The organism is Mastigocoleus testarum BC008 (assembly GCF_001456025.1).
Classification (GTDB): domain Bacteria; phylum Cyanobacteriota; class Cyanobacteriia; order Cyanobacteriales; family Nostocaceae; genus Mastigocoleus; species Mastigocoleus testarum.
Genome location: NZ_LMTZ01000138.1, coordinates 52,796 through 67,817, shown reverse-complemented (window position 1 = coordinate 67,817; position 15,022 = coordinate 52,796). Strand labels below are relative to the sequence as shown.

The window sequence follows — 15,022 nt, the reverse complement described above, 5'->3', positions numbered from 1 at the left end:
AAGCTATGATTTTATCCTTGAAGCTCTATTTTATGAAGCATTATTATATGCATCTTCATAGAGAATTGGTATAACGACTGGTTCTTCAGCAATTCCAGCACCGGGAAATTCTTCTGGTTCGAGAATTTCAACATTGTCGTCACTTGGGAGAGGTTCATCATCAGGAGAGATAGTAATACGAGCAAGCTGATAACCTGGCTCGGTAAAATCTGCATTCGCAAAATTATCGGCGCTTAAAATTCTTCCACCTTCGATAAAACCTGGGTGCGATCGCACTACTCCATTTTCATCTACTCCAGTATTTGGTTCCCTGTGACCAAAGAAAGCAGTACTATTCTCTGCTTCATCATTAACTTCCGTACCAGCATCTAAAACTTGGTTCCCAGCAATAATAAAGTCTGCTCCAATAAAATTTCCCTCATCATCAAAAATTTTAATTGCTTCAGGATTTCCATTTGCTACAAATGCATCATTGGAGGGAAGGACCATCGAAGCAAAAGAAAAATACTGACTGTTAGGGTTCTCACTATCCAGAGTCACAGTTGTACTTGTAATCTCCCCAGGATCGATTGGTCCAGGTGCAACTCCGTTGGGACCAGCGATTGTAATATCGAGTGAACCATCTCCACTTTGCAGGAACTCTTGAGAAATTAAAGTTGTGTTACCATCTTCCGCAAGACTCTCTAAACCTGGAGATGCTGGTCTACCACGGTCATATGTATCAAATTCTCCATTGTGAAAGCCAGCCCAAACAGGAGTAAGAAGAGTACCTTGTTCTGGTGCAAGATTTTCAATAGTAACTTTAACTCTTTTTTGTACCATTTTTAACTATCATCTATCATTTAACCAGTATCAACTATGGAATACTACCTAAATGAATAATTCCTGAGAAATAGGTAAGAATTTACTGAATCTTGCAAAATCATCACGTTGATACCTGTCCGATGGAAGGTTTTGTCCCCGATAAATACGATGAAGTTTTAGGACTTCCCGCACAAGGATATCAGTCTGTGGTTGTTTGTCCAGCAGGTTATCGCGCAGCTGATGACAAGTATGCAACTAGCCCTAAAGTCCGCTATCCTACTGAAGGTGTAGTAGATTATATCGACTAAATTAAGGATTAGAAACTAAATATTGGGGTCTAAGGTTAAGAACTAATTCTTAACCTTGGACCCCCAATATCTGTTGTATTATTTTTGGATGCTAATTCTAAATTGAATGTCTACATCTGATCGATAGTGGAAATAAAACCATATTTTTTATTTTCTTGAAACATTTTGTCACAAAATTGTCACTTTTTTCGTATATGATACTGATGTAATTTCGGGAAGAGCAATAGCTGCTTGTTCGCTGTTGGATAGCTCCAAGAAAATGACAAAACTGAGGATTTTCTTTAAATGAGCGTTCTAAGAAGAGATTTGATTCTATTGGAACCCAAGCTAATAAATAAAATGGGATTCTCTTTAAACTATAGCCAATCTGGTACGCCTACGCGCTTGCGCTAATAACTTTTGATTTCGTCCTCCTGGGGCGCTTATATCTTCATGTAAATTCTGACAAACTTATAATCCCCATTTTCTATAATTTCTTGACATGAGGCATATACTGGAAAACTTATATTAACGTTTGATAAAGTAAGTTTTTATTCAAAGATTTTTTCTTAAAAGAATTAAGAAGCTTTAATTTTATCGTGATGTTTTGTTTAACTGCATTTATGCTGCAAAATGTACCCAGGTAAAATCAAGGCGCAGATAAAAAATACAGTACTATGATACCCAACAATTTAAATTTTGTTTACTTTCTACTTGCTTGTTCGACAAGTTTAGTACTTGCGATCGCTGCACTTCGACTTCTATTTGGAACGGTTTATGCAAAGGGTAATAGAAACGATCAAATACTCCTAGAATTAATGAAGCAACGGGGTATTTCTAATTGGAAAGCCTTGCGGGCTCAATCCGGCTTGAGTAATGCAGGACTATGGTTATTGAGGGATGGAGAAGTTGATGAACTCAAATGGGGTGAATTAAATCAATTAGCAAAGGTTGTTGGTTTACCTTTACCCATTTTTTTGGAAAAATTAGGTCTGATTGGGGAAAATAAAGAGTTAGAAGAATGTCGTGCAGAGCGCTCAAAATTAGAAAATCAGCTCAAACAATTAGTAGCAGAGAAACAGGCTTTACCTGTAGAAGACTTCACAAATATGGTAGAAGTTGATTAGTTTAAGATAGTACCATTATTTGGTTATATTTATTTTTCCGATACGTTTGCCACTGTTGTGGTGTGGAGTCAAAGCCATAGGGTGGCGCGTAGCGGAAGCAGATTGTGATACGCTCAGAAATGTTCCACGAACGCGTCGGCGCTTGCAACTATTACAAATCAAATGTCCAACTAAAAAAATATCTTTTCCTACCTCTTTCTATTTGGGGATATATTTAATTGATTGATTGTCTAATCTTATTAGCACTGATTGAGTCTAAGGATTAAACAACTGATATGGAGCCCGTACGTAAAACTTTCTCCCATTCCGACATTCAACTTTCCTATCTGGAATGGAATAAAGGTAAAACGCCCTTATTGTTACTACATGGTTTAGCCGATCATGCTTTAGTCTGGTCTAGTTTGGGAGAATATTTGGCTCAAGATTATCACATTGTTGCCCCGGATATGCGCGGTCATGGTGACAGCAGCAAACCAAAAGATAACTATAGTTTTGCAACCGGGATTGCAGACCTCGAAGCGCTGATGGATAGTTTGGGGTGGTCTACTACTCAGGTAGTAGCTCATTCCTGGAGTGGAAAATTAGCTGCCATTTGGGCAACACAAAACCCCCAACGTTTGCATAGTATGGTTTTGGTGGATCCAATTTTTATTTGGAAAATGCCTAGCTTCCTGAAAATTACCTTTCCCTTTCTCTATCAAGTTTTACCTTTCCTCAAAGGTATGGGACCATTTACGAGTTACGAAGCAGCTGAAAACCAAGCAAGACAATTAAATCAGTACCAGGGATGGAGTACTTTACAGCAACAAGTATTTGAAGCAGGAATCGAACTAAAAAGCGATGGTAACTGGGGTAGTAAGTTTACGACTGCTGCTCGCGATGGAATCTTTTCGGAAGTGATGCAAGTAGCAGGTTTGACAAAAAAAATTGATATCCCTAGCCTTTTAATCCAGCCAGAAAAAGGTGTTAATCGTATGTCATGGCAGTTACAACCTTACAAAAAATTTCTTAAAAATTTACAGATTTGTCAAGCCCCTGGAAATCACTGGTGTTTTTTAACACAACCAGAAGAATTTAACCGGATTATAGCTTCATTTTTGACAACACAAAATTGAAAATATTTCAGAAAAATTTATTCACAAGTCAACCTGTTATTTGTAAAAAGAAATGAATAGTAAACAGGTACGGTAGGGAAGATAGGGAAGGAGATAATTTTTCTAGTTTTCCCTATCTCTCCTATCTTTTGATACCTATACTTTGGTAAGTTATGACGATTTGTATTAACCCCTCTTGTCCTCAACCTAACTGTTTGGCTAATCGGGAAAATCGCTTTTGTCAGAGTTGTGGTTCGCCATTAGAAGTATTTGGAAAACATCGAGTAAAACGTCGATTAAATGACAAAACTGACTTTACTGAAGCCTATGAGCTTGATGTAAATAATGAAACAAAAATTTTAAGACTGTTAAAACAATATTTATCTACAGATTCTGAAACTATTGAACTTTTTCAGCAAGAAGCAGATATTTTAGGTCAAATACAGCATCCAGGAATTCCTAACCATGATATATATTTCCAATATAAAACTAGAAATAACTTAGTCCTACATTGTATGGTAATGGATAAAATCGACGGTACAGATTTGGAAGAATGGCGTCGACAAAATAGTCAATCAATTTCTCAAACCCAAGCCATAAATTGGTTGAAACAGTTAGTAGAAATACTCGGTCTAAGCCACAGAAAAAATTATTTACATCGAGATATCAGACCATCAAATATTATAATCAAACCCAATCAGCAATTAACACTAACTAATTTTGGAACTAGTAAAGAACTCAGTCAGCCCTACTTAAAAAGGCTTAGTAATACAAGTACCTTGATAGAAATAGATTCTGTGGGTTATAAACCGCCAGAACAGATGACTGGAGAAACAGTTGCGCAATCAGACTTTTTTGCTCTAGGGAGAACTTTTGTATTTTTGCTTACAGGGTATCATCCATTAGAAATGCCTCCCAATATATATGATGCAGAAAATGACGTTCTCCATTGGCATAATGAAACAAATCATATATCGCCATTGTTCTTAAATCTCATTGATGATTTGATGGCTCGCAAAGTAGAAAAACGCCCTCAAGATACTCGGGAGATTTTGCAACGTTTAAAGCAAATTGAATTACAACTGGCTCCTCCAATCCTTCCAAAAAGCTATCCCATCTCAAATTTACCCCAGAGAAAAGCTCCCTACCATCCCAATACAGCCCTGCAAAACCCTCAGACTGCGATTCAACAAACACAAACCCAGACGAAGAAAATACCATTATTTTCCCTGTGTGCTGCGCTATTGGTTTCATTAGGTTTGTTAACTTTGGTCGCAAATATTCTTCGTTCTTTGAGTCCACACCAAACATCACCTAGTTTGGAACATACTCAACCTGTCTCAGTAGAGTTTGCAAATCCTCGATCCCAAGTCCTTAAGTTCAAGTTATTAATTTCAAGTTATTAATTTCAAGTTATCAATTTCAAGTCTTCAAGGTTAACTTCTCGATTCTAATTTCCCAAGTTCAAGTCCCTAATTGTGAACTACGGCAAATAATATTCAACTTTGAGAATAAACGGAGAATTAATACTGAGTTAAACCTAGTAAAAGTCCGTAGTAACAAAGGTGTATGTTAGAGTATTTATTTACAAAATAGAGGAGACAGTATAGTTTTCTTCTGTCTCGTCTACCCATAAAACAAAGCATTATCATGAGATTTCTAAGATTAAAGTATTGCTAATTACAAATTTTTATAGCTACGGTAACTGTCAAAATTATTTTCTGTTATGTCTTAGCTGAAAGCTAATAATATTACGAAAAATAATTTATTGATGGTGACAGTATGTTAATTGTCACTATTTCTGAGAAAATATAAATACTTACTATCGAAAATAAAAAATTTACTTTGTTGATTTTTGGGTAGGTGAATCTGTGATGAAATAGATTCAAGAAAAATGATTTTTCTACTCTTAGCTCCTGTCTCCTAAACCTTTGAAATGCTTTCCTATTTTGGGATCGCATAATTTGAAAATAGGCTTTAGTCTCTAATAAATTTAGAAGCAACTAGGGGTTTAAGATTTCTAGTAAAGAAATCAGAATCAAGAAAATCCTCAGTTACTGCTAATCTTTCATCGCATCTTTACTTGCTGTGCTCTCTTAGGTGACAAAAATAGTGTATTTAGATACACTAACACTCAGTTCATATGCTTAATGAACAATCTCCCAGTTTTGGGTATGAGGAGTATCAATAAACAGGTTCGCTTGAAAATCTAAAATTCTGCATCATGACCAACTATACATCGGATATTAACGATCGAGAGCTTAAAATAGGTCAATATTTCAGCCGTGGTTGGGAGATATTTAAACAGTATCCAGGGGGGTTCATCGGATTTTTGGTAATCACATTTCTGATTTCTGGAATAGCTTCCAGACTCCCTTTCCCTTTGGGAACGAACGAAGATGGGATGGGAGGTATTGTAAACATTGTTGTTACACCTGTTTTGTCTGCTGGAACATATATAGTTGCTTTCCTGATAGCAAAAAATAGACCCAAACAGTTCAGTGATTTTTTTAGGGGGTTTAATCAGTTTCTACAAATATTTCTGGCGAACCTAGTTAGTAGCGTTCTAATTGGGATCGCTTCTCTACTTTTACTTATTCCTGGGATCTATCTAGCTATTGCTTATATGTTCTCACTTTTGTTTGTGATTGAGAAAAAAATGAGCTTTTGGTCTGCGATGGAAGCAAGTCGCACGTTAATTACTAAGAAATGGTTTTCTTTCCTAGTTTTTGCTGTCACAATATTTTTGCTTAATTTGGCTGGTTTAGTCGTTTTAGGATTAGGATTACTTGTTACTATTCCTTTAACATATTGCATTATGGTAGCTGCTTTTGAAGATATTGTTGGTCTTAATGGGGTAGACAACAACGCTGAAGATATTATGGATATAGGTCTCGAATAATTTAATTTTTGCAAAGATACAAAGCAAAATACTTCAACATCATTTAATTTTATTTGAGGAATGCCAAACATAAAATAGGCGTTCTTTTTTATTTAACTACATAAATAGTTTTTGTAAAAATAATTTTTATTGTGAAATATTCCTAAATTCAACTCATGAAATGATCTATGCAATGTAGTTGACTTTATCGTTATTGGTAATGGAAAAATGTGACATATCAATAGAGATAATGTAATTTATTCGTAGTTTATTCATAAAGATAATACGAAAAATATCAAATAGTAAATTACATTATTCACTAAATATTTTATTGTATAGAACTGATAATGACATTCTCTTGATTTCATATCAATATCTATTTATAAAACATTATTTTATTCATTATTTGCAGGAGAAAAATTTATGCTTTTTGCTATTGATATTGGTCATAATTGCCCACCCGACACCGGTGCTGTCAGTGGAAAATACAAAGAAGATGAATTGGCGAAAAAAGTTGGAGAATCCGTTATAGCCCTACTAAAAAATAGAGGTCATAAAGCTGTATCTGTAACTCCAAGAAATGCTAGCAGTGTCAATAGCTCCTTAAGACAAAGAGCTAGTAAAGCAAATTCAATTGGTGCGGATTACTTTATTTCTATTCATTTCAACTCATTTTCTAAACAAACTGCCCATGGGACTGAATTGTATGTTTATAATTATCGTAGTAGAGCAAAAAATTTGGCACGATTGGTACTAAATAATATTGTGTCTTTAGGGTTCAGAAATAGGGGTATTAAGTATAATAGCTTTGCGGTATTAGCCCAAACTTCAATGCCTGCAATGTTAATTGAATGTTGCTTTATTAGTTCTGACATAGATATGAGAATATTTGATGCTCAGGCTATGGCTATAGCAATAGTTAATGGATTAATTGGAGAAGATAAAAAGGAAGAAAATATCTCGGGTGTTTTAAAAGTACTTGAAACTACTTATACTAAACCTTCCACAGAACAATCTGAAGACTTAGCTGCTGAGTATTTATATAAAATTACCCCAGGAGAATATAGAGGAAAGTTAGTCGCAGAAGAAGAGGGTCATTATGCAGTAGAGTTTCTGCAGCAAATTGGCGACCGTAAAGTTCATTACATATTCTCCAAACACTGCGAATTTATTGATGACTAAAAGACTAAGCATTACTACTTTTGAGTAAATAAATATAACTATAAAACTAGTAGCCCACCACATTAATTTTGTTTGTACAATCTATTAACCATAAAGTTTATTTCCCCACAAAATTCTCAAAACTCTGTAAAGACGTATCAGATTTGGTAGGTCTTTATAAAATCAATTACCGACGATGAGCGATCGCTATTTTTTTTGTTGCACTACTGGATATCAAACAAAATATTCTCTCTACCATAACGAATCGATTAAAACATCTTTCAATTGAAGTTTTAGCTAGAGTTGCAAAATTAAAGGGAGTTTATTCCTATGAGAATGGAAAAGCCTACCCCAGCACAGAAAGTAACTGCAGCAACGATCGCTGCTGCTATTGTTCAGCTTACAGTTGGTATTGCAAATACCTATATTCTTGAAATAGATATTCCCAGTACAATAGAAACTCCACTCACTATACTTGCAGTCTTTTTTACAGGATATTTAGTACCACCTGCTCGACGGGACCGAGTTGTTGAATCAAAAGTTAATGCAGATACAAAGCAAAATAATACTTGAATGCGTTGTAGTGTCTGTTTGAAGGAAGCGATCGCCTACAAAAATATTTCCTCCTCTTCCCATAATTCCTATACTTCCCACACTCCCCTCTTTTACTCAATTAGATAACCTTCTACCGATATCGAAGTAAAAATTAAAACTAAGCACCCATTCCAGAATATCGCTTCAAACCTAATCGCCAAAATATTCTATTCAAACCTAAAAATAGCAAAAACCAACCGATAGTTGACAAAAATCCTCGTCCTAGATCTACAGGAACTCCCACTAAAATAGCAGCAGGAAAATTAATTAAATAAGGAAAGGGTGTTAGCAATACTATTTCTCGTATAGCTTCCGGAAATACTTCTAAAGGCGCAATATAACCAGATAAGAATAAATAAAACAGAAACCACAAATTTTCTAAAGCACTGGCTCTTTCCGTCCAAAAAGCAAACATTGCAAAGGTATATTGAATCACAAAACGCAGGGCAAATGCCATTACTGAAGCGATTATAAATAGTAATAAATTACCGAAATTTGGCAACCAAAACGCTTGAGGATAAAGTAGAAAAAATAATAAAATCAGAACTATTGCAAAAGGAGTCCGGGCTATTCTTTCTGAGATATGGCTACTGATATGGTGCCATACAGGATCTACAGGTTGTAATAAGCGTGGTGATAGCTTACCTTCAACTATCTCGCGCTCAAATTCCCAAATGACCCAAACCACCGATAATTGTCTAACAATAAATACCGCAATAAAGTAACGAGCAAAATCAACAGAGGTTAAACTAAAATTCCCTCCTTGAGCAGCTTGGCTCCAAACACCCATCAAAATAATTGGTAATGAGCCAGATAAAACCCAAAGAACTAACTCAGCCCGATATTCCAGCATGTAAGCATAGTAAACAGAGAGAAAAGTAGAAATTTTGTTACAAATTATTTTCATGTAATTCTTGTGGTGAAATATTTCCTCAACTGTGGCTGAAAAAAATAGATAAACTCAGCCTTTAGTCTTAAAAAATTGACTTTGGTATCTTCCTAATTGAATAAGTAATTATGATCTTCAATGCAAGCTTAAAAACTTCATGCTGAGAAAAATTCAAGCAGGGAAAAACTTCATACCTGGGGAAATAATGCTAAAGTTTTAAGCAAAAAAGCAGAAGCAAAAAAGCAGAATCCCAAAATTTTGATACAGAATTATATTACGCACAAAGATGTAGCAAACATTAAACACTCATAATTCCACCTTGGAAAACCCTCCCAATAACTTCTTCCACAGGAGGTTCTGTAACTGTTAAATCTACAACTTCTAAATCTGTTAATATCCGTCCAACAGCACGGGTTAAGTCATCTTGCTCGATCGCATAACAAGCCAAACGCCCTTCGACTTTTTTTAAGTCACCATAGGATTTAAGTTTTTCTTCCGGTACATCTCGCTCTAGTTCTATATAAACTTCCCTGTAGGGGGCAAATCTTTCCAGAAGTCCATCTAGACTGCCATCATACATCAATTCTCCTTCATGAATTAATAATACTCGCTCGCATAGAGCAGTAATATCTGCCATGTAGTGACTGGTTAAAAGCACTGTCGCCCGATAACGTCGATTATATTCGCGCAGAAAGTCACGCACTCCTACTTGAGCATTAATATCCAAACCTAAAGTTGGTTCGTCTAAAAATAAGACCTGAGGACGATGTAAAAGTGCAGCTAACAGTTCAGCTTTCATTCGTTCTCCTAAAGACAACTTCCGCACTGGTTGGGTAAGTTTTTCCTCTAGGGAAAGCATTTCAGATAATTCTCCGACCCTACGCTTAAATTCTTTTGCTGAAAGTTCGTAAACAGCAGCATTGATTCTTAAAGAATCTAGTGCGGGTAAGTCCCACAATAATTGCTGTTTTTGTCCCATTACCAAAGTAATTTGTCGGAGAAATTTTTCTTGGCGTTCGAATGGTGTTCTTCCACCAACGCGAATTTTTCCTTTCGAGGGATGAATTAACCCCGCGAGCATTTTTAGGGTGGTTGTTTTACCTGCACCATTCGCTCCAAGAAAACCTACCACTTCTCCTTGGTCGATTTCAAAGGAAATGTCTTGTACAGCGTTGATTTCACGATATTTACGCCGGAAAAAGTGATCGATAGTACCTTTAAGACCTGGTTCTTTCACAGCGACTGGATAAGACTTGCTCAAGTGTTGAGCAACAATAATAGACATAGATTTGAATTGGGAGATGCAGTACAAATAGTTGGAATCTATCTCCAATTCTTAATTTATTATTATTTTGGAATTAAATGCAGGGGAATACAAATAAATTGGTATAGATTATGGAAATATTTTTCTACGACCGGCATAATTTACCGCAAACGACCAGATCGTAAAATGCTAATAATTAACCATATACTCAGTAAACTAGCGGTAGCAAATAAAACATTACTAATAATAGAAAGCTGATTGGTTTTAGCATTACTAGAAACAATTGCTGCTCCCATAATCAGCGAACCTACTAATATACTAAAGGATAAACGGTTAGCTGCATCATCTGCTGTTCGACGCAAATTATCTAACCCTTTGAGTGATAAATTCCATTGCAAAGTTTCTGAGGTGACACGCTCAAGAACCAATTCTAATTGTCGGGGAGATTGCAAAGACAGACTTTTTAAATCTAAAGCTGTTCTCAACAGGGATCTTACGGGAGCATCGCCAAATAATTGTTGACGGAATAGATCTGTTATTAAAGGTTTAATTTCATCTAAAAAGTTAAGTTCGGGATTAAAGGAGCGGGCTAGTCCTTCTAAATTAGCAATTGTTTTTGCATACAAACCCATATTGCTGGGTAAACGAATTCTGTTATTCCGAGCTACTTGAAAAATTTCGTAAACTACCTCGGAAAAATTTAATTGAGATAAACTCAAGTTAAAGTATTTTCTTAATAATCGGTCGTAGTCAGCTTCCAAACGAGATAAATTTACTTTTTGAGAAACGTCTGATAACTGTAAAGTTAATTGGGCACATCGTTGAGCATCAAGATCGACAATTGCCAACAACATTTCAATCAATATTTGTTGCGTGCGGGGATCGAGTCTCCCCACCATACCACAATCTAACAAGGCAACACGACCGTCTTTGAGATAAAAAATATTTCCTGGGTGGGGATCGGCATGGAAAAAACCATCAATATATAATTGTTGTGAAAAAGCTCGAAATAGTAAAGAAGTAATTTCTTTACGTTCCGTAGTAGGGTCTTTGCCATTTTTATGATTTCCCAAATCAGCAGATAAAATTGGTCCTCCATCCAACCATTCCATTACCAATAATTTTGGTGTAGTCAATTCCCAATCAATTTCTGCTACTACTAACTTTTGGGGATCAAACCACTTACTTTGAGATAAATTACTCCTTAATTTATCGGTAAAACCAGCTTCGCGAGTAAAATCTAACTCATCTTCTAAAGCCTTACAAAACTCATCCGCAATTGTTTTAATTTCATAAATTTGACCAAAATCAGTTCTTGAGACTAGATCGGCGATTCCTTCAATTAAAGCTATATCGCGAGAAACAGTAATATCTATCCCAGGACGTTGTACTTTTAATGCAACTTCGCGACCATTTGCTAAAGTTGCGCGGTGTGTTTGAGCGATAGAACCTGCAGCTACAGGTATGGGATTGATAGTAGAAAATATTTCACTTAATGGTTTATTTAATTGTTTGCGAATAATGATTTCAACTTCTGACCAAGGTACTGGAGGAACTTCATCTTGTAAGGTTGAAAGTTCATCTATATATGCACCACTGAGTAAATCGGGACGAGTGGAAAGAAGCTGTCCTAGCTTAATATATACTGGTCCCAAATCTACCAAAATATTTTTTAAAACAGCTGGAGTCGGTAACTGAGGTCTATCGGCTTTACCACCAGTTAGTAATCGCCTCATATAGTCCCAGCCATTACGTAGTAAAACTTCAATAATTTCTCTTTGACGAGGAACTGTTTGGGTTATGAACATTGTGTTATCGGGAATTGGAAAGTGGGAATTAGGAATTGGGAAGTGGAGATTATTGATTAATAATTATTAACTGTAGCTCGTAAGGGTGTGGTATTAGCCATGAACTGCGAACTGCTAACTATTAAGTGATAAAAGTATTGGGGAACAAATATCAAAAATAAAATATATAGAGATTAAATATCATATATTTGGACATTTAATATTATTTTTCCTCTATTTAATTAGTTGATATTTAAGATGTACCCCAATTAACTTTACAAATCCCTCAACGGACTTAAATAAAAATTACATTTTCCACACGAAGATGGCTTATTTGCTAAATTATTAACAGAAGAATTAAGATTAATTTAAAAATAATTATTCTCATATCTTCTGCAAATTAACTATTTACAATAGCTTACAAAAGATGAGTAAATCGGGAATCCTCTTTGAGAGTTTTCAGTAACTGCTTAATTTCTTGAGTGCGCTCTTTTTTTACCATCAATGTCACGTTGCGATCGCGAACAATCACCACATCTTCTAAACCAATGGTAACAATAACATCATTTCTATCTGTGGCATAAACAATAGCTCCTTTAGTATCTAGGCCTACATGGTTAGCTAATTCTACATTGGAAGTATTTTCAGTTTTTAGTAAACGCTCAATAGCATTCCAGTCACCTAAATCATCCCAGCCAAATTCTGCAGGTAAAACATACGCTAGACTGGTTTTTTCCATTAAGGCATAGTCTATACTTTTTTTAGGTAATTGCGGATAAATACTCGGACCATTTTTCTCTAGTGGCTCGATAATTTCAGGAGCATGTTTGTGAAGTTCGTTGAGGACAACACCTGCCCGGAAAACAAACATTCCGCTATTCCAACTAAAGCGTCCTGTAGATAAAAAAGTTTCTGCAACTCGGCGATCGGGCTTTTCAGTGAAGCGGTTAACATGATAAGCTGGCAAGTTATTAAAACTACCCGTATTTTCTCCCTGCTCGATGTAGCCGTAACCAGTAGATGGAAAAGTAGGTTTGATCCCCAAAGTGACTATGGCATCTTTATTGCTTGCAAGTTCAATTGCAGCATCTAAAGTACCAGCAAACTTATCTAAATCGGCAATCCAATGGTCCGCGGGAAAAAAACCAATGATTGCATCTTCTCCGTAGCGTTTTTTAATTTCCAAGCTCGTCCAAGCAACCGCAGCAGCTGTGTCCCTTCCTTCAGATTCAACCAGTAAGTTGTCGGATGGTAATTGGGGTAACTGTTCCCTGACTCCTTTTGCTACCACTGCAGCAGTGATGACCCATAATGAGTTCCAATCTCCTGCAAGTGTTAGTAATCTATCTGCAGTTGATTGTAGTAAACTGCGAGAACCACCATCCAAACATAAGAATTGCTTGGGGCGTTCTTTGCGACTCAAGGGCCAAAAACGTTCGCCTTTTCCACCAGCAAGAATTACAGGAAAGAATGGTTTAGTCATATTTTCATAAATACATTATTGAGGAACACTACAAGTTTACTGTGACATTAAGAACTGGCAACTTTTATTGCTTTAACATAACTTTTAGGGAGTGGTAGAGTGGGGAGTTAGTTGTGATTGACCAAATAAAAAGTAGAGTAAACCAAAAAGTATCTCAGTCATCTGAGGTATCAAGCAAGACAAGTTTTTACACAGAAGATAAAACTACCGTTAAAGCTAGTTCTATTCCCAGCCAGCTTTATCATCGTTTGGGTTTAAGAATACCTAAATGGTTATTTTGGTTTATGACTGGTGTTGTTGGGGTTACTTTGTCGGGCTTATTAGCATCAACTCTGGCATTGTGGACACCCCTATGGAGTGACATCGATCGTACCGAAGATGAATTGGGATGGGCTGGCGATCGCGCGACTTCCTCACCACTACCAGGGGATTTATGGAACAGTATCTCCGAATACCAATTCATTAAACCAATGAACATTTTAGTTTTGGGGATTGAACCGGTGAAGGGTGCAGTGGATGGTTCTGCCGATAGTTTTGGTGGTAAAAGTGATGCAATGTTACTTTTACGTATCAACCCTAACGAACAGAATAAAAATATTCGGGTATTATCTATCCCTAGGGACACAATGATTTCGATTCCTGAGCAGGGTCTAACTAAAGTATCGGAAGCAAACAATCAAGGTGGTCCTGTTTTAGCTGCAAGGGTAATAAGTCGAACTTTAAGTAATGCTCCAATTGACCGTTACATTCGCATTTCCACTAGTGGTTTTCGTCAATTGATAGATCGCTTGGGTGGTATAGAAGTATTTGTTCCTAAAACAATGGTCTACCGAGATCGAACTCAGGGTTTATCCATTAATTTGGTTAAAGGTTGGCAAAATTTAAATGGAGACCAAGCCCTGGAGTTCGTTCGCTACCGAGAAGAAGGTAAGGGAGATCTAGGAAGAGTACAACGACAACAAGCATTATTAAAAGGGTTGCGGCAACGTCTTTCAAGTCCTACGGTGTTGCCTGAATTACCCCAGTTAGTTCGCATGATGGATAAACATGTTGATACTAATCTCAGGCTTGAAGAAATGATGGCATTGGTTAATTTTGCACTTAACTTGGAACGAGATAAGTTCGAGATGACAACTTTGCCAGGAATATTTAGTCGTTTGAGTCGCGATCCCGATAGTTATTGGTTAAGTCTTAATGGTAGAGCGGATTTATTGGAAAAATATACTGGTGTGAATATATCGGGTATTAGATCTGATTCTCGACCTTTGAAAAAGCTGAAAGTTGCCATTCAGAATACAACTGGTAAACCACAGTTAACTAAACAACTAATTAATTCTTTAAAACAAAAAGGATTTACACAGATTTATACTGCGGAAGAATGGCCAGATCCCCATGCTAAAACTCAAATCATCATTCAGAAAGGAAATAAAAGAGCTGGGAAACAATTGCAAAAAATCTTAGGTACGGGAGAAATAGAAGTATCATCTGCTGGTGATATTCAATCAGATATTACCATTCGGATTGGTCAAGATTGGTCACAATAATTTGACAACTTTGCGATTCACACTACAATTTACAATTCAAATTTATAAGAACTAGTCTAAACCTAAAACTCCTAGCCTCGATGCAGGAGATATAGGCAAGGCAGCAC

Annotated in this window: 13 protein-coding genes; 8 read left to right on the top strand and 5 right to left on the bottom strand. The window is 36.3% G+C overall.

The window, feature by feature from the left end:
- Window positions 1-30: 30 nt before the first annotated feature.
- A complete protein-coding gene (locus tag BC008_RS36795) occupies window positions 31-822 on the bottom strand; it encodes a spondin domain-containing protein (protein ID WP_058184178.1) in 792 nt (263 codons plus the stop codon).
- A 92-nt stretch (window positions 823-914) separates the two neighbouring features.
- On the opposite strand from BC008_RS36795, the gene BC008_RS47070 reads away from it, so the two are divergent.
- The 7 genes from BC008_RS47070 (at window position 915) to BC008_RS36765 (ending at window position 7,927) form a co-directional block, all read left to right on the top strand.
- On the top strand, window positions 915-1,112 hold the full coding sequence (locus tag BC008_RS47070; RefSeq protein WP_201026194.1) for a nitroreductase family protein: 198 nt from the start codon (window positions 915-917) through the stop codon (window positions 1,110-1,112).
- 656 nt (window positions 1,113-1,768) lie between these two features.
- Window positions 1,769-2,218 carry a helix-turn-helix domain-containing protein gene (locus BC008_RS36790; protein WP_058184177.1) on the top strand — a complete coding sequence of 150 codons (450 nt, stop codon included), beginning with the start codon at window positions 1,769-1,771 and terminating at the stop codon, window positions 2,216-2,218.
- A 275-nt stretch (window positions 2,219-2,493) separates the two neighbouring features.
- The gene (locus tag BC008_RS36785) at window positions 2,494-3,333 is read left to right on the top strand and encodes an alpha/beta fold hydrolase (protein WP_027843682.1); all 840 of its coding nucleotides are present in this window, start codon (window positions 2,494-2,496) and stop codon (window positions 3,331-3,333) included.
- A gap of 152 nt (window positions 3,334-3,485) precedes the next feature.
- Window positions 3,486-4,718 (top strand): serine/threonine protein kinase, encoded by a 1,233-nt coding sequence (locus BC008_RS36780; RefSeq protein ID WP_058184176.1) that lies wholly within the window; start codon window positions 3,486-3,488, stop codon window positions 4,716-4,718.
- Between the two features lie 818 nt (window positions 4,719-5,536).
- On the top strand, window positions 5,537-6,214 hold the full coding sequence (locus BC008_RS36775; RefSeq protein ID WP_027843681.1) for a hypothetical protein: 678 nt from the start codon (window positions 5,537-5,539) through the stop codon (window positions 6,212-6,214).
- Between the two features lie 402 nt (window positions 6,215-6,616).
- Window positions 6,617-7,375, top strand: coding sequence for an N-acetylmuramoyl-L-alanine amidase (locus BC008_RS36770; RefSeq protein WP_027843680.1), 759 nt, complete (start codon window positions 6,617-6,619; stop codon window positions 7,373-7,375).
- Window positions 7,376-7,684: 309 nt separating this feature from the next.
- The gene (locus BC008_RS36765) at window positions 7,685-7,927 is read left to right on the top strand and encodes a hypothetical protein (protein WP_027843679.1); all 243 of its coding nucleotides are present in this window, start codon (window positions 7,685-7,687) and stop codon (window positions 7,925-7,927) included.
- Between the two features lie 139 nt (window positions 7,928-8,066).
- Here BC008_RS36765 and BC008_RS36760 read toward each other — a convergent pair whose 3' ends face one another.
- From BC008_RS36760 to BC008_RS36745, 4 genes are all read right to left on the bottom strand, one after another.
- Window positions 8,067-8,855 (bottom strand): ABC transporter permease, encoded by a 789-nt coding sequence (locus tag BC008_RS36760; RefSeq protein ID WP_027843678.1) that lies wholly within the window; start codon window positions 8,853-8,855, stop codon window positions 8,067-8,069.
- Between the two features lie 280 nt (window positions 8,856-9,135).
- Window positions 9,136-10,122 carry an ABC transporter ATP-binding protein gene (locus BC008_RS36755; protein WP_027843677.1) on the bottom strand — a complete coding sequence of 329 codons (987 nt, stop codon included), beginning with the start codon at window positions 10,120-10,122 and terminating at the stop codon, window positions 9,136-9,138.
- A gap of 140 nt (window positions 10,123-10,262) precedes the next feature.
- Window positions 10,263-11,909, bottom strand: coding sequence for an ABC1 kinase family protein (locus tag BC008_RS36750; protein ID WP_027843676.1), 1,647 nt, complete (start codon window positions 11,907-11,909; stop codon window positions 10,263-10,265).
- A 397-nt stretch (window positions 11,910-12,306) separates the two neighbouring features.
- Window positions 12,307-13,371, bottom strand: coding sequence for a mannose-1-phosphate guanylyltransferase (locus BC008_RS36745; RefSeq protein WP_027843675.1), 1,065 nt, complete (start codon window positions 13,369-13,371; stop codon window positions 12,307-12,309).
- A gap of 113 nt (window positions 13,372-13,484) precedes the next feature.
- Here BC008_RS36745 and BC008_RS36740 point away from each other — a divergent pair, with 113 nt between their 5' ends.
- Complete coding sequence (locus BC008_RS36740; RefSeq protein ID WP_027843674.1) at window positions 13,485-14,915, top strand: LCP family protein; 1,431 nt, start codon at window positions 13,485-13,487, stop codon at window positions 14,913-14,915.
- The last annotated feature ends 107 nt before the right edge of the window (window positions 14,916-15,022 follow it).